Here is a 20,632-nt window from a genome sequence, read left to right as displayed (position 1 = left end):
ATTTCTGATGGGGCCCTTTGGGGTAAGGGGGCGACTTCGGTCGCCGGTCCGAGGGTACCGAGGCCTGATAGAGCCGTTGTCACGCCACCCTCGTCTGAACTCAGACTAGTCCAGAGTCGTACGAGCGTTCGATCCTAGGCCTGAGTGAAACGCACATCACGTTCCCTTCGAGGCATGAACCATTTAGGCTCCGGGCACGTCCTCATGAACACCGGCAACCCGCCGGGAGGACCGGACAACCGACAGCGAGCGCGAATCCGTACAACGCAAGACACGCAATACGGCTCATTCGCCGCCAACCGGCAACAGACAGCCGGCCCGGAGAGAGATTTTCGAGGAAAAGCCGCGAGCGGGAACGTTTTCGGCCTGGTTGGATGTTGACCCTGGTACGACAGCTCGTCGAGCTAGAGAAGAGGCGACGTGACTACTGTTCTGACCCCCGCGAGCCCGCTGACGGCCGCTGACCGCTGCGACCGTTGCGGCGCCCAGGCGTACCTGCGCGTCGTCCTCCTGAGCGGCGGAGAACTGCTCTTCTGCGCCCACCACGGTCGCAAGTTCGAGCCGGAACTCAAGAAGATCGCGGCTGAGATACAGGACGAGACGCAGCGGCTCACCTCCGTGCCGGCAAACGCGTCCGACGAGGAGCGGTGACACTTCGCACCCCCAACGAGCCTGCACCGGCACCGAAGCCGGTGGGCGGGCGGCCACTCTGATCACACAGAGTGGCCGCCCGCACTCGTACGGCGTGCCCGTCGGCGCTCTGGCGATGCACGCGTGCCCAGGCGCCCAGCGCCCCCGTCGGCCCGCGAGAAGGCGCCCTCGGCACTGTCACGTAAGGGGTTCCCGCCCGACCCTCGCCCTCAGGGGGCGCTGTTCAGCGTTTTGACGACCTCCGAGACTCGGGTGTAGACCCCCGGGTTTCCGGCATCTCCACAGCCGCTTCCCCAGGACACCAGGCCGATCAGCCGCCCCTTGGCGACCAGCGGTCCCCCACTGTCCCCCTGGCAGGCGTCGTGGCCTCCCTTGGGGTCTCCTGCGCACACCATGGAGGCGGGCCGGTACTTCTCCTGCGTATTGCCGGGATACGCCTGCGCACAAGCCGATTCCCGAAGGACCCGGACATGTGCCGCGCGCAGACTGTGCACGTAGTCGCCGCCCCCCGTGGTATCACCCCAGCCGTACACCGTCGCGGCCGTACCCGGCTTGTACGCCGGATCGCCGACCGCAGCCATGCTGATGACCGAGCGGGCGGGCAGCGGAGAGGCGAGGGTGAGCAGGGCGAAGTCCCCGACGTTCGTGGAACTGTTGTACCGGGGATTGACCCAGGTGGTGGACACCGGGATCTCCTTGCCCTGGTGAGACAGCAGATCCGTACGGTCCGCGATGACCTTCAGATCCCGCACCGCCCCCGGCGGCGCCCCCAGGACGGCCGTGCTCAAACAGTGGGCCGCGGTCAGGACCGTCGAACGGTTCACCACCGCTCCCCCACAGAACTGCCCCGCCCGCGTACCTCCGAACCGGTCACGGCTGGCGAGGGCAACCGTCCAAGGGCTCTGCGAGATATCGACCGGAAGGCCACCGACGACGATGCTGTCTGCCGTCGCGGAGGCAGGGGACGAAAGCGGTACCAGGGCCGCCGCAGCTGCGAGGGCCAGCGCTCGGGCGAAGGGACGACGCATACCTGCTCCTCACTGTGAGGTGGTTACGGAACACCCACAGTGATCCAGTTCGTCGTTTCGCGCACACGCGGAAGGCCCGGCTTCCCTTACAGGAAGCCGGGCCCTTGGCTACGCGCGGAGGCTTAGTCGAGGTAGTCGCGCAGCACCTGCGAGCGCGACGGGTGACGCAGCTTCGACATCGTCTTGGACTCGATCTGACGGATGCGCTCACGGGTGACCCCGTACACCTTGCCGATCTCATCGAGGGTCTTCGGCTGGCCGTCGGTGAGACCGAAGCGCATGGAGACGACGCCCGCCTCACGCTCGGACAGGGTGTCGAGGACGGAGTGCAGCTGCTCCTGGAGGAGCGTGAAGCTGACCGCGTCGGCCGGGACGACCGCCTCGGAGTCCTCGATGAGGTCGCCGAACTCGCTGTCGCCGTCCTCGCCCAGCGGGGTGTGCAGCGAGATCGGCTCGCGGCCGTACTTCTGGACCTCGATGACCTTCTCCGGGGTCATGTCGAGTTCCTTGGCCAGCTCCTCCGGGGTGGGCTCACGGCCCAGGTCCTGGAGCATCTGGCGCTGCACACGCGCGAGCTTGTTGATGACCTCGACCATGTGCACCGGGATACGGATGGTGCGGGCCTGGTCGGCCATGGCGCGGGTGATCGCCTGACGGATCCACCAGGTGGCGTACGTGGAGAACTTGTAGCCCTTGGTGTAGTCGAACTTCTCGACCGCACGGATCAGACCGAGGTTGCCCTCCTGGATGAGGTCCAGGAAGAGCATGCCGCGGCCGGTATAGCGCTTGGCCAGGGAGACCACCAGACGGAGGTTCGCCTCCAGGAGGTGGTTCTTGGCGCGGCGCCCGTCCTCGGCGATGATCTCCAGCTCGCGCTTGAGCTTGGGGGCGAGCTTGTCGGAGTTGGCCAGCTTGTCCTCGGCGAAGAGGCCCGCCTCGATGCGCTTGGCGAGCTCGACCTCCTGCTCGGCGTTGAGCAGGGGGACCTTGCCGATCTGCTTGAGGTAGTCCTTGACGGGGTCGGCGGTGGCACCCGCCGCAGCGACCTGCTGCGCGGGCGCGTCGTCCTCGTCCTCGTCGGAGAGCACGAAGCCTGCGTTCTCGGCGCCCTCGGGCTCCTCGCCGCCCTTGACGGGGGTCTCCTCGAGCGCGTCCTCTTCGAGCAGCTCGACGTCGTCCTTCTTGGCGGCCGACTTCTTGGCGGTCGTCTTCTTGGCAACAGCCTTCTTCGCGACCGTCTTCTTGGCGGTCGCCTTCTTGGCAGCGGCCTTCTTCGCGGGCGCGTCCTCAGCCGGGTCGTCGGCGACCGGCGCGGCCGCGGCGGCCGTGGCCTTCTTGGTGGTCACCGGCTTCGCCGCGACAGTCCTGGTGGCCGTGCGCTTGGCCGGACTCTTCGCTGCGACGCTCTTTCGGGTGCGCTTGGGCTCTGCGGCACTGACCATCAGCGTCACACCCTCTTCCTCGAGGATCTGGTTGAGGCTGCGCAGTACGTTCTTCCACTGAGTGGCCGGAATCTGGTCAGCTTCGAAGGCCCGACGCACATCGTCGCCGGCGATCTGCCCATCAGCCTTTCCCCGCTCAATGAGGGCCATGACAGAGACGGACTCGGCGATCTCCGGCGGGAGCGTACGGGATGTGCTGGCCGACACGAACAACCTCTCGGAACGTTGGAAAGCGGCTTCCGGCTCCGTCCACAACGGACAGGGGCCGACCGCCGGCTTGGGGATGGGCCGACGGCGCGGGAGCGGGCCGGGAAGATACACAGCGCCGTGAACGGCGTCCGTATTCCCTCCTCGGCTGTCACCTCTTAGGTCATCGCGCAGCTTCAAAGAGCGTTACGCCGAATCTGCGTGGCCCGAGTCACATCCCGTAAGCCCTCAAAAATGTTCATCTACGGACATATCTACTCACTCGGCGCCATGAGCGGCTGCTGACCACCGGAAGCTCCACCGCCGTCCCGCCGTGGAGGTGGAATCCGAGACCGGGCACAAACATCACCGGTGACGCGACACCCTGGTCCGGCACCGGACAGCCATTGCCGGCGCAGCCCTCGGACCGACGGCCACACCGGTCTCCGTCGGACGCCGCCAGGCCCTGGGAAGGATCCGACGGAGCCCGACGGCGGGCGCCCAGCGGCCGCACAGACCGGCTGCTGTCGCACGAGGACGCCCACTGCCGGTCACATCGCCCGCCGTGTGCGGTCAGTGTTCGCGCGGCGCGGGGACCACGCGCTCCACCTCGGGATGGACGGCGAGCAGTTGCCGCATGGCTCCCTCGGCGGCCGCGCCGTCACCCGAGGCGAGCGCGTCGACGATGCGGGCATGCTGGGCCAGGGCGGTGTCGTTCGGACGCTCACAGCCGGTGACCGGACCACCGGAGACCTGGAGGGCGGCCGAAACGATGCCGGAGAGGTGCTCCAGCATCCGGTTCCCCGCGACCTGGATGAGCAGCGAGTGGAACTCCGCGTCGGCGCGCGAGAAGGTCAGGGAGTCGCCCTGGCCCATGGCGTGTCCCATGATCTCGACCATGTCGCCGAGCCGCTGCTGCACCTCCTCACGCCCGTGTCCGGCTGCCAGGCGGGCGGCGAGCGGCTCGATGGTCCAGCGCAGTTCGCTGAGCTCACGGCGCTGGTCGTCGCGCTGCGGCCCGAAGGCCCGCCACTCGATGATGTCCGGATCGAGGAGGTTCCAGTCGCTCACGGGTCGCACGCGCGTGCCGACGTTCGGGCGGGCGCTGACCAGGCCCTTGGCCTCCAGGACGCGCAATGACTCACGGACGACGGTGCGGGACACCTCGAAGCGCTGACCGATCTCCTCGGGCACCAGCGGGCGGTCCGCGCCCAGGTCCCCGGAGACGATCATCTGGCCCAGCTGCTGGACGAGTTGGCCGTGCAGTCCGCGTCCACGGCTTCCCGCGGCGCGCCGGCCGACGCGGCCCAGTTCCGGCTCCGCGCCCTCCCAGGCAGGTGTACCGACGCGGTCGGCGGGAGATGCCTCGGCGTAGGGGTATCGGTCGAGTTCGCCCGGTCCGGCCAGGCCGGAGTCTGCGGAGCGGGCGGCGGTCATCATGGTGTGCGCAAGGGTACTCACGGATCCTTTGTCGGCGTCGCCTCCAACTCCCTTGAGGTCTTTGGTGAAAAGCACACGAAAGGGTGATCGCTCACTGCGTCGCAATTGACGCCTTATCGGAAAGAAGTGGGCGTGATTCGAGGAAGTTGTGCCCACAGGGGGACCCGATAGGCGCGGACATTCATCATCGGGCTCTGCCACGCAGGGTCGTGAGCAGGTACGCGCACAGCAGCACGGCCACGGACAACGTCAGTGCGCTGCCCACAGGTTGGCTGATCAAGCGCGCCACGGCGGCCAGGTAGCGCTCCCCTCCGAAGGGCCATCGCGGCAGCGCCGACTCACGCATCCGCGCACTGAAGTCCGCCGCGGTTTGCAGGGACAGTCCTCCCAGGGCCTGCCGCACGAGGGGTACGACCAGGACGGGCACCGCGAGCACCGCGGCGAGCCCGGCTGACGTGGACCGGAAGATACCGGCGGCCAGTACGCCGGCCCAGGCGCATCCCACGACCAACCCGATCCAACTCACGGTCAGGGACGGCCAGTCGACAGGAGCCTCGGCGAGTTCACGCCCGTGGAAGAGGTAGAGCACCCCGAGGTGACAGCAGACGGCGAGCAGCGCCAGCGTCAGCGCTGCGACCCCGGCGACGAGAAGTTTCGCGGCGAGCAGCCCCAGGCGGCGAGGAACACCGTCCGGGGATCCCGCCAGGACGGGGTGACGGTATTCGTCACCGAAGGTGTAGGCGCCGAGCAGCCCCGCACCGAGCGCCACGGGCGGCAGCGGGAGCTCGCGCGGCCAGGCCGCCAGCAGACGGTTCTGCGGTGTGTGCCCGATGCGGGCGAGAAGCAGGCAGACGAGAGCGGAGATGACGAGTACGGCGGCCGCGGTGCGGTGTCCCGTTCCGGTTCCGGTGGCGCGGCGCACCTCGTAGCGCAGCGGGCGCAGCGGGCCGTGGGCGGGCCGGACGCTGATGGGTGGCGGCAGCGGCGACGGGCCGTTGGACTCCAAGGCCTCGCCCGGCGCCGACGAGGCGACCGCCCGTGGTCCCATGTCGCCTACTTCGTCCGCGAGTTGATGTACGAGGATGCCGTTCCGGAACGCGGTCTCACCGATGTCGGCACACGTACTGCCGTACACCGACAGCCGATTGCCGTCCTCGTGGACGACCTCCATGGGACGCCGCGCCGCCGTGGCCTCGTTGGCGAGCAGGATGCCGAGGCGGGCGGCGTGTGGGCTGCGCACGCTGACGCGGGGTCGGAGCCGGGTGCGAGCGAAGTCGGCGGCCTCCTGGTCGGCGACGAGCCGGCCGTTGTCGAGCGTGAGGACATGATCGGCGGTTTGCGCGGCCTCCTTGGGGTCGCCCGTGGCGAACAGTACGGTGCCGCCCTTCGCGGCGTGCGCACGCAGCATGCTGTGCAGCGAGTGACCCTCACGGGAAGAGAGACCGGTGGCCGGCTCGTCCAGGACCAGCGTGTGCGGCTCGGCGAGCAGGGCGCAGGCAAGGCCGAGACGGCGGTGCATGCCGCGCGAGAGAGTGCCCAGTCGCTCGTCGCCGAGACTGCCGAGCCCGACCGCTTCGAGGGCTTCGTCGGCCCGGTGGACGGACACACCCGTGGCGGCGGCCATCATCCGCAGCTGCCCACGGACCGTGCGTGCGGGATGACCCGGGACATCACCGAGGAGGACGCCTACTTCCCGTGAGGGGCGGGCGATGCGGTGCAGCGGACGACCGCGGAAGTAGGTGACGCCGTGGCCCGGCTGGAGTTCGAGCATGAGCCTGAGGGTCGTCGTCTTGCCCGCGCCGGAGGCCCCGAGGAGCGCGGTGACATGGCCTGCGTGCGCCTCGAAGGACACGTCGTCGACGGCAGGCGGTAGGCCCTTGCGGGGGCTGCTGGTCAGTCCGATCGCGTGGATCACTCAAAGCAAGATAGCGTGATATATCCATCTTTTCGGTCACCCTGAGAGGGGTCGACGCCAATATGCTCCCCGTTCGGACGTCTGTCCGGGGTCGGCCGCTCAACCCGACCCGCGTCTGTTCCGCGGTCAGACTTCGGGGCGCAACATCGGCGGGTTGAGGAGTGTGGCACCGCCCGCGCGGAAGAGCTGTGCCGGACGGCCACCCTGTCGTGTCGTCGTACCTCCCGCGGGGACAAGGAAGCCGGGGGTACCGGTCACCTTGCGGTGGAAGTTGCGCGGGTCGAGCGCGACGCCCCAAACGGCCTCGTAGACGCGCCGGAGCTCGCCGACGGTGAACTCGGGCGGGCAGAACGCGGTGGCCAGCGACGAGTACTCGATCTTGGAGCGGGCGCGCTCGACGCCGTCCGCCAGGATCTGCGCGTGATCGAACGCGAGTGGCGCCGCCTGTTCCCCGTCCCTGCCGCTGCCCCCCTGCTGGAGCAGCTCCTCCACGGGTGCCCAGCGCGCGCTGTCGGCATCACTGCCGGGCCGGGGCGCGGGCAGATCGGGGGCGAGCGCCAGATGGGCGACGCTGACCACTCTCATCCGAGGGTCACGCTTCGGATCTCCGTAGGTGGCCAGCTGCTCCAGATGAGCGCCGTTGTCCTGCGCCGGTGTGGACGGGTCGTGGGCCCGTAGCCCCGTCTCCTCGGCCAGCTCGCGCGCCGCGGCCTGTGCCAGGTCTTCGTCGGCTCGCACAAAGCCGCCCGGAAGCGCCCACCGCCCCTGGAAGGGCGGCTCGCCCCTTCGCACCGCCAGCGCGCACAGGGCATGGCGGCGCACGGTCAGCACGACCAGGTCCACGGTGACAGCGAAGGGCGGAAAGGCTGACGGGTCGTAGGGCATGCCGCGATCATAGTCGTCTGCCTGACGATAAACACTCTGTTCAGCGACTGCTGCGAAGGCTGATCCGCTTCCGTCCGATACGGGTCCCGTCACCGGCTGACGTCCACGGTCCTCCACCACAGCACCCGAGGCCACGCTCCCGGCACCCGTGCGTCCCGGCGGGAGGTGTACGCCCGCGTTCCGCCGGGGACCCGGGATCATGCCCGATTCGAGTCGCGGCCCGCCGAGTTGGGCACGGGCCCGGACGCGCGGCGCGCCGGCGGCAAGCCGGGTGCCGAGCGGCAGCGTCCGCCGGGCCGCCGCCATGGTCTCGGCGGGCACCGGCCGGATCACAGCTCAACAGTGCCCGTCGGCGGTACGTCGGAAAGCGGGTCACGCTCATGTGCCGCCCGGCCCCGCATCCCGACCGGGATCGCGGCGGGTGCCGGGCCGGCCGTCCGGCGTCCGCCGCGCCGCCTGACCGGTGGCCGGGGCGTCGGAGGGACACCGGTGGCGGGCGTCGGCCCTTCGGGGGGAACGACGACTGGGCCGGCTGCCGCCGACTGACAAACGCGCCTTGCGGTGCCGTCGGGGAGGGACAACGGCGCGCGACGACCGCACCGCGCCGGCCCGCCCCTGGCTGGGGGGTGTGGCCACGGCGGGGTCGTCATCGGACATCGGCCCAGCACTCTCGACGACTTCCGTGCGGTCGTCCGGCATGGGCGCGTCATCGGGAAGGACCGCCGGCCGACCGTCGGCCAGGGCGTCGGCAGCCTCGGCCGACGGGCCACGTCCATCCTCTTCGAGGCGCTCCTGGCCGATGCCCCGTGCCGAGCCATGTGCCCGCGCTGCGGTGTCTCCTGACACGGCGGCGGCCGTCGCCTGCTCGCTCGCGCGATCCGCCCTCTCCGCCCGCAGGCACCGGCGGACGGACTCCGGGTCCAGGCCCTCGTTGCAGGCCTGGTGCAGGAGGCGGGCGAAGAGGTAGCCGGGATCCGCTCCCAGGGCCATGGCGAGGGCTTCGCGGGCCTCGAGTTCGTCACCGGTCGACCAGGCGACCCAGCCGGCGAGCGTCAGAGGAGCGGCGGCATGCTCTCCGTACGACCCCACGCAGCGGCGGGCCAGGGCACGCCACAGCCGCAGTGCCACCGGAGCCTCCGCGCCCTCCATCCATGCCGCCGCACGGTCACGTGTCGTGCGGTCCTGCAGCCCGAGGATCAGGGTCGCGGCCTCGTCGTGACCGAGCAGTTCGTCGTCACGGAGGTCCCCCGGCAGCGTGCCGGACACAGGTGGCGCCGCGGCGAGGCGCGCCATGACCCGCTCGGCCAGCCCGAGTGTTTCCACGGCGACGTCCTCCCGTGTGCGGTCGTCCAGAATCCTCGGTACGAGTGCCAGGCTCGCGGCGTCCAGCGCCACCTCCTGGTCGAGCGCGACCGATGTCTCCCAGGGACTGAGTCTCGCCCTGAACTCCTTGAGACTGCCGCGTACTTGAAGGCCGGCGTAGGTCGCGGCGGCGGCCAGGACGGAGGTGCCGGGCAGGCCCATCGGATGTCCGTCCGCCGGGCAGCAGCCGGTGCTCGGGCAGCAGTACGACCAGTAGCGGCCGTCGGAGATGCACAGTGCCTCCACGACGGGGATGTCGAGGCTGCCGCAGGTCGTACGCAGCGCCTGGGCGAGCGGCCTGAGACGTTCCATGACGTCACGGCCCGTCTCCCCGCGCGCGGGTTCCTGGACGAGGTAGGCGACCATGCTCTGTGGGTGGGCGCCTCTGCGCTCGCTGCCAGTCACCAGTCCGTGCACCAGCTGCCGCGCCGCGGACGACCAGTCGTCGGGGTGGGCCGGAATACCGAGCCGCGCTCGTCCGCCGAACCTCCCTCGTTTCCCCCGGTCGTGCAGCGCAACCAGCACAACGCTGTCCTCGGGGCGGTACCCGAGCAGGTACGGCAGGGCGTCGGCCAGCTCGGCCGGGGTGCGCAGCGTGACCTGGGGCTCGCCGTCGGCACCCGCCGAGGCGCCGTGTCCCGTGTACGCGGTGGGCTCGCCGCCGTGCTGCGCCGATCCGCCCATGTCGCCGATACCGAAGGAGCCGGCCGTTTCGTCGTGGTTCGTCATGCTGCGACCATCTCGCGGATCTCGAAATTCCGCTTGCACCTGTGGATAACAACGGTCATGAGCGCGCCACGAGTTGTCCACAGGCGGCCGGGCCGGTTCGCATGATGTCCGGCCGCTGGGGTTACATGGACAAGCTCAGCCTGCCGCGGCGAGTACCAACGGCAGGACCTTTTCGCCACCTGCCTGACGGAGCAGGCGGGCGGCGACAGCGAGGGTCCAGCCGGAGTCGGTGTAATCGTCCACGAGCAGCACGGGGCCTGGAGACCGTTTCAGGGCATCGGCCAGTTCCTCGGAAACAGCGAAGGTGCCGGACAGCGCCCTGAGACGTTGGGCGGAGTTGCTGCGGCGTGCCGCGTGGCCGCCGCTCGGCCCGGTGTGCGTCAGTGCGCCCAGGTAGGGGAGGCGGCCGATGGTCGCGATTCCCTGGGCGAGGGAACCGACCAGTCGCGGGCGGGTCAGGGACGGCACCGAAACAACTCCTACCGGCCGGGCAGAAGCGTCCGCGGCATTCGGCGCCCAACCTCCGGGAGAGCGCGCCCAGTCAGCGAGGACGGCCACCGCGGCCCGCAGGACATCGTCGGAGACCGGCCCATCGGGCGCGTTCTCCGCCAGCAGCGGGCGCAGTCGATTGCCCCAGCCGATGTCCGAGAGCCGGCCCAGGGCGCGCCCGGTGGAGCACTGCTCGCCGGCCGGGATACGGCCCTTGAGGTCGATACCCAGGGCAGGCATCCCCGTCGGCCACATCCGGCGCGGCTCGACTTCCACCCCAGGGCGGTCCAGTTCCTTGGCCGCCCCCGTCAACGTCTCCGCCGAGACGGATGAGTCGACCCATGCCCCCGCACAGTTGTCGCAACGGCCGCACGGGGCAGCGCCCTCGTCGTCCAGCTGCCGACGCAGGAACTCCATCCGGCACTGGGACGTGCTGACATAGTCACGCATGGCCTGCTGCTCGGCCGCCCGCTGCCGCGCCACCCACGCGTACCGCTCGGAGTCGTAGACCCACTGTTCGCCGGTGGAGGTCCAGCCGCCCTTCACGCGTCTGACCGCCCCGTCCACGTCGAGCACCTTGAGCATGGTTTCCAGACGGGTGCGTCGCAGGTCGACCAGGGCCTCCAGCGCCGGCACGGAGAGCGGCCGTCCCGCGGTGGCGAGGGCCGAGAGGGTCTGGCGAACCTGCGCCTCGGGCGGGAAGGCGGTGTCGGCGAAGTAGCGCCAGATCGCCTCGTCCTCCTTGCCCGGCAGCATCAGCACATCGGCGCTCTCCACACCGCGGCCGGCGCGGCCGACCTGCTGGTAGTAGGCGATCGGCGAGGACGGCGAACCGAGGTGCACCACGAAGCCGAGGTCAGGCTTGTCGAAGCCCATACCGAGCGCGGAGGTCGCCACAAGCGCCTTGACCCGGTTCTCCTGGAGGTCCACCTCGGCCTGCAGCCGGTCGGCGTTCTCCGTGCGCCCCGTGTAGGAGGCCACCTTGAAGCCACGCTGTCGCAGGAAGGCGGTGGCCTCCTCGGCCGCGGCGACAGTGAGGGCGTAGACGATCCCGGAGCCGGGCAGCTCATCCAGGTGTTCGGCGAGCCAGGCCAGGCGGTGCGCGGCGTCCGGCAGCCGGACAACTCCGAGCCGCAGGCTCTCCCTCTCCAGCGAGCCGCGCAGCACCAGTGCCTCTCCGGCACCGGTACCCAGCTGCTCGGCCACGTCCGCGGTGACCCGCGCGTTGGCGGTCGCGGTGGTTGCCAGCACCGGCACACCGGGGGCCAGGTCGCCGAGCATCGCCCGCAGCCGGCGGTAGTCGGGCCGGAAGTCGTGGCCCCAGTCGGAGATGCAGTGCGCCTCGTCGACCACCAGCAGACCGGTCGTGGCCGCGAGCTCGGGAAGCACCTGCTCGCGGAAGTCCACGGAATTGAGGCGTTCCGGACTCACGAGGAGGACGTCGGTCTCGCCGCGCTCGACCTCCTCGTAGATGGTGTCCCACTCCTCCGGATTGGCCGAGTTGATCGTGCGGGCGCGGATACCGGCCCGCTGCGCCGCCTCGACCTGGTTGCGCATCAGGGCCAGCAGCGGCGAGACGATCACCGTGGGACCGGAGCCGCGCCGGCGCAGCAGAGCGGTGGCGACGAAGTACACCGCCGACTTCCCCCAGCCGGTGCGCTGCACCACCAGAGCACGCCGACGCTCCTCCACCAGAGCCGCCACCGCCTGCCACTGGTCCTCCCGCAGCCGCGCCGAACCCCCCGGGGCGCCGACGAGCTCAGCGAGGATGGCATCGGCTTCGGCGCGGAGCTCCAGGTTGTCCATGCCCCCCATGCAACCCGATACCGAGGACCGTCGGCCAATTCACTCGGCGTGACAGTCGTCTCGCATTGGATGCGCTTCCGGAAGGCCCGAGGCGGCACGGGTGTCACATGACGCTGAGAGCGGGCTCGAGGTCGGGCTCGCCCGTGGGCGGCTGGGGGTCGTCGTGACGCCTGAACAGCCTGCTGGGCCACCACATCCATCGCCCCACGTCCAGCGTCAGCGCGGTGACCAGCACAGAGCGAACGATCAGGGTGTCCAGCAGCACGCCGAACGCCACGGTGAACCCGATTTCGGCCGCGAACACCAGCGTCAGCGAGCCCATTGCCGCGAAGGTACCGGCCAGCACCAGACCCGCCGAGGTGATCACACCACCGGTGGTGGACAGACCGATCAGCGCACCGCGCCGGGTGCCGTGCAGCAGTGTCTCTTCGCGTACCCGGGTGATCAGGAAGATGTTGTAGTCGATACCCAGGGCGACCAGGAACACGAACGTCAGGAGCGGGAAGGAGGCGTCCGCCCCGGCGAAATGGAAGACATGGTTGAACATCAGGCTGCTCACGCCAAGGGCGGCTCCGAACGACAGCACCACCGTCGCCATGAGCAGCAACGGGGCGACGACCGCCCGTAGCAGCAGCCCGAGGATGACGAACACGACCGCCAGCACGATGGGGATGATCACCTTGGAGTCGCGCCTGGCTGCGTCCTGTGTGTCGACACTGACGGCCGTGTTGCCGCCGACCTGGGCGTCCGCGCCCTCGATCTGGTGGACCGCGGTTCGGGCGCGCTTGGCGGTGTCCATCGCGGCTGTGCCGCTGGGGTCGTCCTCGAGCGTCCCGAACATGATGGCCTCACCGCTCTTGACCATCGGCGCCGAAACGGCAGCGACTCCGGGGACGCCGGACAGTGCGGTCTTCACCTGTTCAGCCGAGGCGGCCTTGGCCACGACGTAGAGGGGGTCGCCCGACCCGGCCGGGAAGTGCTTGGCCTGGATCTCCGCGCCGATGGCCATCTGCGGCTTCTTGGTGAAGCCGTCCGCGCTGGAGACACCGTGAGCCTTGAGCCCGAACACGCCGATCGCCATGGCGCCGAGGGCGAGCGCGGTGCCGATCCACACGATCCGCGGCCGACCGGAGACGGCGGCGCCGACCCGGGTCCAGATGCCTTCCCTGGTCGACTCGGCCGATCCGTACGACGGCTTCGACGGCCAGAAGATCCAGCGGCCGCAGATCACCAGCAGCGCCGGCATCAGGGTGGTCATGGCGAGCAGCCCGATGAGGACACCGATGGCACAGGCCGGCCCGAGCCCCTTGGTGGAGTTGAGAGTGGCCAGCGACAGCAGCGTCAGGCTGATCGCGACGGTCGCTGCGCTGGCGATGATCGCGGGACCGGAACGGTGCAGGGCCTCCGCCATCGCCTCATGTCGGTCCTCGTGTCGACGCAGTTCCTCTCTGTACCGCGAGACGAGTAGGAGCGCGTAGTCGGTGGCGGCGCCGAACACCAGCACGGTCAGGATGAAACTGGTCTGCGCGTTGACGACGAGTCCGGAGTGCTTCGCCAGCAGATAGATCACTGATTCCGACATGACCAGGGCGACGCCCGCGGTCATCAGTGGCAGCAGCGGCAGTATCGGGCTGCGGTAGGTGAACAGCAGGATCGCGATCACCACCACGGCGGTGATCGTCGTCAGGCTGCCTCCACTGCTGAAGGCCTTGGTCGAGTCGGCCGCATAACCGCCCATGCCGGTCACGTGGAACCCGAGGCCGTCGGCGTTCTTCTTGCCGACGTCTTTCATGTCGTCGACGGCCTTTCCGACCGCGTTCCAGCCCGTCTTGTCGGGTTTGACCTGGACCACGGTCTGGATGGCCTTGCCGTCCTGCGACTTCACCGGGCCCTGCGGCCGGCCCACGACGAACTTGATGTCCTTGAAGGCTGCGACGTCGGCCCGGGCCTTGGCCATGTCGGCAGGGGTGACGCCGTCGGGCCGGTCGTAGATCACGATCGCGGGCAGCAGATTGCCTGGCTGGAACTTCTCGGCTCGGTGGACGACCTTGGCCGACTCCGACTTGCCGGGCAACCAGGCCGAGTTTTCGTTCTTCTGAACGTCGCCGAGCTTGCCGGACAGCATGAGGCCCGGGATCAGCAGGACCACCCAGAGGGCGAGGGTGACCCACTTCGCCACCCTGCCACTGGGCAAGGACGCTATTTTTCGCAGCATGTCGGTTCCTGTGTGTTCAGTCGCCGTGAGACGTGAGAGAGCTTGTCGGGATTGGAGATGGCGTAGATCCCGCACACCTGGTCGCCGTCCGGAGTGAGGTCGAGGACGATGACGGCGTAGGGGGTGTCGCCGGCGAGCAGCAGCGCCGACGGGTCGCCGTTGACACTGCGGTAGACGATGTCGAGGCCCTTGCCGGAGCGGGGGCCGAGAACCGCGAGCAACTGGGCGACCTCGTCCCGGCCGTGGAGCGGCCGCAGGCCCCCCGCAGGCCGGCCCCCCGCTCCCCGGGCCTTGCCTCCGCCGTCACCCCACAGGGTCACCTCCGGCGCCAGGATCTCCATGAGGGCGTCCAGGTCACCGCCGAGCGCGGCGGCCATGAACCGTTCGGTCACCTGCTGCCGGACGTGCGGGGCGGGCTCGTAGCGGGGGCGTCGGGCCTGGACGTGCTCGCGGGCACGATGGGCGAGTTGGCGAATCGCCGAGGGACTGCGGCCGAGGATTTGCGCGATCTCGGTGTGGGCGTAGCCGAACACCTCGTGCAGGACGAACACCCCGCGTTCCAAAGGGGTGAGGGTTTCCATGACCACCAGCAGTGCCATCGACACCGACTCGACGCGCATCGCGGTATCAGCGGCATCGTCGGGAACGGGAGTGTCGGCGAGGTTGCTGACGAGCGGTTCCGGCAGCCATGGTCCGATGTACGTTTCACGGCGGCGGCTGATGGTGGCTTGGTGGGCGAGCGCACCGTTCACCGCGATCCGCACCAGGTAGGCGCGCGGGTTGTCGATCCGCTCACCACTGGCCGCCCGGCTTCTGGTCGTCCATGACAGCCATGTCTCCTGCAACACGTCCTCGGTGTCGGCGACACTGCCGAGCATGTTGTAGACGACGGAGAACAGCAGCTCACGGTGGCCGTTGAACACCTGCGTCGCGGTATCCGCCACCGGAACCGACGCCGTCTCCCGCGGCCCGTCTTCGGACAAGGCCGCCTGTGAGTCCGGCGGTGGGTAGTACATAGGGCCTCCCGTCGCGGATGCTTTCCGAACTGAGAGGAAACCGGGCGGCAGGAGTGTGACATCCACCCCGCGAATGTGGTCCACGTCTCACCAGTGGGCAGTGGTGGTCGCAGTGCAACGGCGGTGCTACGTATGAGGCCTGACGGCCCGACGCCCAGAGGGCGTTACAGGGGATATACGTCACATGTCACCAGAAGCTGGTCAGTGGCCCGTCTTGCTCGTTGCCGCTTTCCAGTTCGACGGGAAGAATTGAAGCCCGCTCCCCGCACGGCTCGTCCGTGATCCGGTAGGGCTTCGCTGCGGTGCGCGCTCCCCCAAGTCCGATCCCGCCCGCTGTGTGGGCGCGTAGCCGAAGGGAGGATCGTGACCTTCGGATTCGCTCGGTCCTCGGCGGCATCCCTGTCGGCCTCCGCCGAACCATCCGCCGCTACCGCTCCCCTGGCCCGGATGCTCGAGCCCGCGGAGTGGGCAGCCGCCGGAATTCCACTGCTACGTAATCCCCGGGAAGTCGTCACAGGACTGCACGCCCGGCATCGGCCACGGCTCTCCACAGCCGTCGTGGCCGTCCTGGATCCGGACGAACGGCTGCGTGCGAGCGCGTCGTTCACCTGGCGTCCCGCCCCGGCCGACGGCTGGGTGTTGCGCAACGCGCTGCTCGCCCAGTTGCGTCGGGTCATCCCGCACGACCTGCGGCGGCGGACTCCCGTGCGGACCGCCGTACTGCTCTACTGCCGTGAGGGGGATCCGCGTTGGACGGAGGAGGACGGGGCGTGGATGTGGGGCCTGCGGGATGCGTGCACCCTGCACGGACTGCGGTGCGGTGCGTACATCACGCTGACGCGTGACGGCTGGCAGGTCCTCGGCGAGGTCCGGGGGGGACGCCGCCCCAACACGGAGTCGTCGCCGCAAGCGTTCGGCCTGATGGGTGCGCCGCCGCTGCCGCGTACCGGGGGCGCCGCCTCGGAGGTCCTCCGCCGGGCCGCCGCCCGCTGAACGCGGCGACCTCGCAGGGACTGTCCCTGGCTCCGCGAAGCCCGACCGCCGAACGGGCCGCGCGTCAGAGTGCGGCACCGAGGCGCCTGAGGAGACGCCACGCGGGCACACCAAGGGGCATCCGCGAGCGCGGCGCGCCACGCACATGGTCCGTGGCCTGGCAGTCGCGGAACTCCGTCGTCCGTACGTGCACACCCGGCCGGGGCCGGCAGAGACGCAGATCGAAAACGACCGCCGTACAGGTGCCGTCGACGCGACACCCTCACCGCACCCGGGCCGAGAACCGGCCCCGCCGACCGGAGTTCAGCTCTCCGGCGCGGGGACGGAACGCGGGCGGTACGGGCGGGGGCCCCTCAGACGCCCGCGCCCAGCACCGAGTTGATCTGCTTCGGGTCGCCGCAGACGATCAGCAGGGCGTCGGCCCGGCCGAGCGCCAGCGGAAGCGAGGAGGCGACGGTGGCGTCGTCGCCTCCGTTGACGGCGACCACGACCACCGGGCGACGGGCGGCACGGGAGGTGACGGAGGCGTCCGCGTAGAAGACGTCGTCACCGGCATCGTGCTGAGCCCAGTAGGCAGCCTCACCGAAGGACAGTTCGTGCGCGGCCCACGGGTGCGGCTCACCGGTGGTGACCACCAGCACGTCGCCGGGGGCGCGGCCGGAATCCAGCAGCAGGTCGACGGCTTCCTCGGCGGCAGCCAGCGCGCCCTCGGCCGAGGCCGGGATCAGCTGGATCTGCGGAGTGGCGGTGGGAGCGGACGGCCCTGGCCTCGCCGACTCGCGCGAGCCGCGCTGAGCCGGCATCGGCCGGACGGGCCCCGGACGCCCGGGACGCGCAGGGGCCGCGGGGCGGGGGCCGGGTACAGGACGAGGGGTCGGCGCGGTACGGCCGCTGGCCGGAGTGACGCGGGGACCCTGGGCGCTCTCGTGAATCTGAGACTCCTCGGGAATGAGAGGCATGAGCTGATTTTTATCAAACGCCGACGCGAGACGCTTCGGCGGGTTGCACATGAGTGCGATCGGAACCCGTCAGAAGTCGAAGCCGAGCTGGCCCTCGATTTCCGGCACGTTCCCGTTCGCCCAGCTGCGGACCTTCTTGAGGTGCCGCCACTGGGGCAGCGCATCAAGATACGCCCATGACAAGCGGTGGTACGGGGTGGGGCCCCGCTCCTCCAACGCGGCCTTGTGCACGGGTGACGGATACCCGGCGTTGGCCGCAAAGCCGAAGTCTGCATGGTCGGTGCCCAGTTCGGCCATCATTTTGTCGCGGTGCACCTTGGCGATCACCGACGCCGCGGCGACCACCACACACGAACGGTCACCCTTGATCACTGTACGCACCCTCCAGGGTGCGCCCAGATAGTCGTGCTTCCCATCGAGGATGACCGCGTCGGGGCGGATGGGCAGCGCCTCCAAGGCACGCACCGCCGCGAGCCGGAGCGCGGCCGTCATCCCGAGATCATCGATCTCCTCGGGGGAGGCGTGACCGAGGGCGTAGGCCGTCACCCACTTCTCCAGTTGCCCGGCGAGCTCGGTGCGTCGCTTGACGGTGAGCAGCTTGGAGTCGGTGAGGCCCTCGGGTGGTCGGCGCAGGCCCGTGACCGCCGCGCAGACGGTGACCGGGCCGGCCCACGCTCCGCGCCCCACCTCGTCGACACCGGCGATGATCTTCGCTCCGGTCGTGGCGCGGAGGGAGCGCTCGACGGTGTGAGTAGGGGGTTCGTACGGCATGGCGCCCTTAGCGTACGCCGCCGGGATCCCCGGGCGACACCCCGGTTTCCCCTGACGGCCGGGCACCCCTCGGCGACCCGTCCGCGAACACGGCCACACTGCCACCACCGCCGGGTCCGCACGACCTCGAAGGCGCGGATCAGCCGCGCTCCGGCCGTAGCAGCGGAACCATCAGTTGATCGATCATCCCCTCGAGATCCTGCTCACCCCATTCGCAGTCGTTCATCTTTGCGCGATACATCATCATCGCCGGGATGGCGTCGAAGACATACCCGTTCGCGGCGTCGCTCCGCACCTCACCCCGCTCGATCCCACGGACGACGACCTCGCACAGCAGCTTTGTGATCGGCCCGATGAGGCCCTCGTAGATCACGGTATGAAAGCGTTCGGCCTGCATGGTGTCGCATTCGTGAATCACTGAGCGAAACGCGAGACCAGGACCCGAGTACATCGCGTCACGCGCCTGCCGACACAGCGCCAGCAGATCCTCGCGCACACTCCCGAAGTCGGGCACCTGATCGAAGCGCGGCAGCCCGGCCTGGAGCGCGTCCGCGACCAGGTCCTCCTTGGACGACCAGCGGCGGTACACCGCAGCCTTGCCAGTCTGGGCGCTCGCCGCGACGCCCTCCATGGTGAGTCCGTTCCAGCCGATCGTGCTGAGTTGCTCCAGCGTGGCATCGAGGATCGCACGTTCAAGCACAGCACCACGTCGGCGTGGCGAGACCGGCTGCGCGGAGTCGGCCGTCCAGGGCGAAGTAGCCATCTGTATAACTCCCGTTGAGCATGGGGAAGCGGGTATTCCGGGAAAGGGGCGAGCGGTTGGTCGACGTCACACGGCAACAAGTTCAGTGAACGCTTGCGTTCACTGACGGGGACTCATTACCGTGAGGCGTGACAGTGAACGCTGCCGTTCACTAATGCACTTGTGGGGGAACCATAGGGACAACCTCTCCGTTACTCCAAGATCAGAAGCCGGCAGTCGCACGCCGGGAAGGGCACCCGGGCATCGCACTCGCCGTCATCGTGGCCTGCCAACTCATGGTGGTACTCGACGGGACTGCATGATCAGCGATATCGCTCTCCTTGAGAAGGAGGCGGGGGTCGATCTCGCCTGTGACCAGCAGGTCTGGCAGAACTCGGGAGGGCGGCGGCGGCAACTCCACGCTCTCCACTCCGTCCAAGAGGTCCATGATCTGTGCCCAGACGCCCTCAGCGACCCACGTGTTGAACCGCGGGCTCAGAGACTTCCCTGATCGCCCCATGGACTCGGTGGCCCGCTCCCATGTCGCGTGATTCCGCGCCTTCCACAGCATCGCCTCCAGCGCCTGCCGCGGGTCGTACGCGGTCTTCTTTCCGTGCCCCCGTCCGGTCTTCACGATGAGCGGGCGAATCTTCTCCCACGCTTCGTCGGGCTTCCACAGGTACTCGCCGGCCCGTCTCGGAAAACCACGCCCGCACCGGGCACGGGTTCCCGTGCTTCAGCGTCGGCACAGCGCTGCGAATCTCGACCTTGATACGCAGCAGCGCGAGGACTTCCAACTGATCCTCGATATCCATTGTGGGCATCGAGGACCGCGCCATCACGGCCAGGCGCGACAGGTCCTTGCTGCGCTGAACCGCTGCCTGGCTTTCTTCCATCCAGTCCTTGGCTTCGGTCAGGAGCCCGCGCAGGTGCTTGATTTCCTTGAGGATCGGGGCGGTGGCCTCCGCCACGTGCTTTTGAGACTCGCCGGGCTCCATACCCAATGCTTCGGCCTCAACTGCGGCCGACGCGCGCACAGTGTTGAGGGCGGAGGACTGGACCCCGATCTTTCGTTCAAGTTCCGCGATCCGGTCTTCATGCGCTTCCTGCGTGCTGCCCGCAAACCCGAGCAGGTCTTCGGCGACGCGTTCCAGTTTTTCCGGTTCGCTCAGAAGGTGGGTGACTTGCCCCCAGGTGTACTGCTCGATGAGGTCGGCGTTGATCTCCGAGCATCGTTAGTCTTCACACACCGATGATCAGCGGTGGCCGCGCGCATGGGTGCCAGCGGGATGGAAGACCCGTCGTGGAGGGAGATGTGGTGCTGGGATTGCTGGGTTTCTACGACGAACTCGACAACCGTCCCGGCCAGCCGAACGGATCCCTACGCGATGCCGTCCAGCCCGTCGGAGAGCCGGATGAGGCGGACCTGGTGGCCTACCTGGATGCCGGCCACATCCTCATCGACGTCATGGAAGGGGGCCGTGACGTCATCACCGGGAGCGCGCACCGCCACTCCGCGGGCTGCTCATCGCTGGTCACCGACGGCACCTGGCTCTGGCGCCAAGACTTCCCACACTACGTGGAAACGCACCACGTCCTGCTCCCCAAGGCGTTCATCGAGCACGCGCGCGACCTGAATTACCAGATGCCAGCCCTCATCACCACGCAGTTCGCCCCCCACTACAACGAGACCATGCCCCTCGTCGGCTGGGCCTCGGCCGTCCCGTGGCGATCAACTGCAGCCGTTCTCGAACCCGAACCACGAACGGTCACCACCAAGGTCGAGTTCGACGCCGCAATGCTGGCCCGGGAACGAAACCGACCACACGGCAACTGGGCCAAGCCGCGCAAGCCCCGGAGAACATGAGCCAACTCCAGCCAGTCACGATCTAGGGCTGGAGTACTAGCTGTTCTGCCCCGGGAGGTTGTGGACGGTGACAGGGCTCACCACTGATCGATCTTGAAATAGGTGAGGGCCTTCTGGCCTGGTGTGGATTGCGACA

The 20,632-nt window shown here is 69.0% G+C and carries 16 protein-coding genes and 1 pseudogene; 4 read left to right on the top strand and 13 right to left on the bottom strand.

The window, feature by feature from the left end; genetic code table 11:
- Window positions 1–420: 420 nt before the first annotated feature.
- Complete coding sequence (locus tag ACWDEX_RS28840; RefSeq protein ID WP_450467191.1) at window positions 421–651, top strand: DUF7455 domain-containing protein; 231 nt, start codon at window positions 421–423, stop codon at window positions 649–651.
- Between the two features lie 209 nt (window positions 652–860).
- Here the strand turns inward: ACWDEX_RS28840 and ACWDEX_RS28835 are convergent, their stop codons facing one another.
- The 9 genes from ACWDEX_RS28835 to sigJ all read right to left on the bottom strand — a co-directional run bounded on the left by ACWDEX_RS28835 (window position 861) and on the right by sigJ (window position 15,164).
- Window positions 861–1,679 (bottom strand): S1 family peptidase, encoded by an 819-nt coding sequence (locus ACWDEX_RS28835; protein ID WP_450467190.1) that lies wholly within the window; start codon window positions 1,677–1,679, stop codon window positions 861–863.
- A 122-nt stretch (window positions 1,680–1,801) separates the two neighbouring features.
- Complete coding sequence (locus ACWDEX_RS28830; protein ID WP_450467189.1) at window positions 1,802–3,328, bottom strand: RNA polymerase sigma factor; 1,527 nt, start codon at window positions 3,326–3,328, stop codon at window positions 1,802–1,804.
- A gap of 552 nt (window positions 3,329–3,880) precedes the next feature.
- On the bottom strand, window positions 3,881–4,768 hold the full coding sequence (locus tag ACWDEX_RS28825; RefSeq protein ID WP_450467188.1) for a FadR/GntR family transcriptional regulator: 888 nt from the start codon (window positions 4,766–4,768) through the stop codon (window positions 3,881–3,883).
- 163 nt (window positions 4,769–4,931) lie between these two features.
- Window positions 4,932–6,662 (bottom strand): ABC transporter ATP-binding protein, encoded by a 1,731-nt coding sequence (locus tag ACWDEX_RS28820; protein ID WP_450467187.1) that lies wholly within the window; start codon window positions 6,660–6,662, stop codon window positions 4,932–4,934.
- 126 nt (window positions 6,663–6,788) lie between these two features.
- Complete coding sequence (locus ACWDEX_RS28815) at window positions 6,789–7,547, bottom strand: NUDIX hydrolase (RefSeq protein ID WP_450467186.1); 759 nt, start codon at window positions 7,545–7,547, stop codon at window positions 6,789–6,791.
- A 378-nt stretch (window positions 7,548–7,925) separates the two neighbouring features.
- Entirely contained in the window at window positions 7,926–9,638 is a 1,713-nt protein-coding gene (locus tag ACWDEX_RS28810; protein ID WP_450467185.1) for a DUF4192 domain-containing protein, read from the bottom strand.
- A gap of 135 nt (window positions 9,639–9,773) precedes the next feature.
- Window positions 9,774–11,933 carry a RecQ family ATP-dependent DNA helicase gene (locus ACWDEX_RS28805; RefSeq protein ID WP_450467183.1) on the bottom strand — a complete coding sequence of 720 codons (2,160 nt, stop codon included), beginning with the start codon at window positions 11,931–11,933 and terminating at the stop codon, window positions 9,774–9,776.
- 103 nt (window positions 11,934–12,036) lie between these two features.
- Window positions 12,037–14,148 (bottom strand): MMPL family transporter, encoded by a 2,112-nt coding sequence (locus ACWDEX_RS28800; RefSeq protein ID WP_450467181.1) that lies wholly within the window; start codon window positions 14,146–14,148, stop codon window positions 12,037–12,039.
- The gene (sigJ, locus tag ACWDEX_RS28795; RefSeq protein ID WP_450467179.1) at window positions 14,133–15,164 is read right to left on the bottom strand and encodes an RNA polymerase sigma factor SigJ; all 1,032 of its coding nucleotides are present in this window, start codon (window positions 15,162–15,164) and stop codon (window positions 14,133–14,135) included. Before sigJ ends, ACWDEX_RS28800 begins: the two co-directional genes overlap by 16 nt.
- Before the next feature lie 363 nt (window positions 15,165–15,527).
- On the opposite strand from sigJ, the gene ACWDEX_RS28790 reads away from it, so the two are divergent.
- Window positions 15,528–16,157 (top strand): hypothetical protein, encoded by a 630-nt coding sequence (locus ACWDEX_RS28790; protein ID WP_450467177.1) that lies wholly within the window; start codon window positions 15,528–15,530, stop codon window positions 16,155–16,157.
- Window positions 16,158–16,510: 353 nt separating this feature from the next.
- Here the strand turns inward: ACWDEX_RS28790 and ACWDEX_RS28785 are convergent, their stop codons facing one another.
- The 4 genes and pseudogenes from ACWDEX_RS28785 to ACWDEX_RS28770 all read right to left on the bottom strand — a co-directional run.
- Entirely contained in the window at window positions 16,511–17,116 is a 606-nt protein-coding gene (locus ACWDEX_RS28785; protein ID WP_450467176.1) for a hypothetical protein, read from the bottom strand.
- A gap of 69 nt (window positions 17,117–17,185) precedes the next feature.
- Window positions 17,186–17,887, bottom strand: coding sequence for a ribonuclease HII (locus ACWDEX_RS28780; RefSeq protein ID WP_450467174.1), 702 nt, complete (start codon window positions 17,885–17,887; stop codon window positions 17,186–17,188).
- 139 nt (window positions 17,888–18,026) lie between these two features.
- Window positions 18,027–18,650 (bottom strand): TetR/AcrR family transcriptional regulator, encoded by a 624-nt coding sequence (locus ACWDEX_RS28775; RefSeq protein WP_450467173.1) that lies wholly within the window; start codon window positions 18,648–18,650, stop codon window positions 18,027–18,029.
- Window positions 18,651–19,134: 484 nt separating this feature from the next.
- Window positions 19,135–19,263, bottom strand: a pseudogene (locus ACWDEX_RS28770) (hypothetical protein); the annotation flags it as partial.
- 1 nt (window position 19,264) lies between these two features.
- Here ACWDEX_RS28770 and ACWDEX_RS28765 point away from each other — a divergent pair.
- On the top strand, window positions 19,265–19,885 hold the full coding sequence (locus ACWDEX_RS28765) for a hypothetical protein (protein WP_450467172.1): 621 nt from the start codon (window positions 19,265–19,267) through the stop codon (window positions 19,883–19,885).
- 62 nt (window positions 19,886–19,947) lie between these two features.
- Window positions 19,948–20,496 (top strand): hypothetical protein, encoded by a 549-nt coding sequence (locus ACWDEX_RS28760; protein WP_450467171.1) that lies wholly within the window; start codon window positions 19,948–19,950, stop codon window positions 20,494–20,496.
- The last annotated feature ends 136 nt before the right edge of the window (window positions 20,497–20,632 follow it).

This window comes from Streptomyces sp. NPDC001020 (genome assembly GCF_053599115.1).
This window is presented reverse-complemented; position numbering and strand designations above follow the sequence as displayed.

Coding starts and splice junctions, on each gene's coding strand:
- ACWDEX_RS28835 (WP_450467190.1), bottom strand. CDS start 1,679: ATGCGTCGTCCCTTCGCCCGAGCGCTGGCCCTCGCAGCTGCGGCGGCC.
- ACWDEX_RS28815 (WP_450467186.1), bottom strand. CDS start 7,547: ATGCCCTACGACCCGTCAGCCTTTCCGCCCTTCGCTGTCACCGTGGAC.
- ACWDEX_RS28810 (WP_450467185.1), bottom strand. CDS start 9,638: ATGACGAACCACGACGAAACGGCCGGCTCCTTCGGTATCGGCGACATG.
- ACWDEX_RS28805 (WP_450467183.1), bottom strand. CDS start 11,933: ATGGACAACCTGGAGCTCCGCGCCGAAGCCGATGCCATCCTCGCTGAG.
- ACWDEX_RS28800 (WP_450467181.1), bottom strand. CDS start 14,148: ATGCTGCGAAAAATAGCGTCCTTGCCCAGTGGCAGGGTGGCGAAGTGG.
- sigJ (WP_450467179.1), bottom strand. CDS start 15,164: ATGTACTACCCACCGCCGGACTCACAGGCGGCCTTGTCCGAAGACGGG.
- ACWDEX_RS28785 (WP_450467176.1), bottom strand. CDS start 17,116: ATGCCTCTCATTCCCGAGGAGTCTCAGATTCACGAGAGCGCCCAGGGT.
- ACWDEX_RS28780 (WP_450467174.1), bottom strand. CDS start 17,887: ATGCCGTACGAACCCCCTACTCACACCGTCGAGCGCTCCCTCCGCGCC.
- ACWDEX_RS28775 (WP_450467173.1), bottom strand. CDS start 18,650: ATGGCTACTTCGCCCTGGACGGCCGACTCCGCGCAGCCGGTCTCGCCA.
- ACWDEX_RS28765 (WP_450467172.1), top strand. CDS start 19,265: ATGAGCGGGCGAATCTTCTCCCACGCTTCGTCGGGCTTCCACAGGTAC.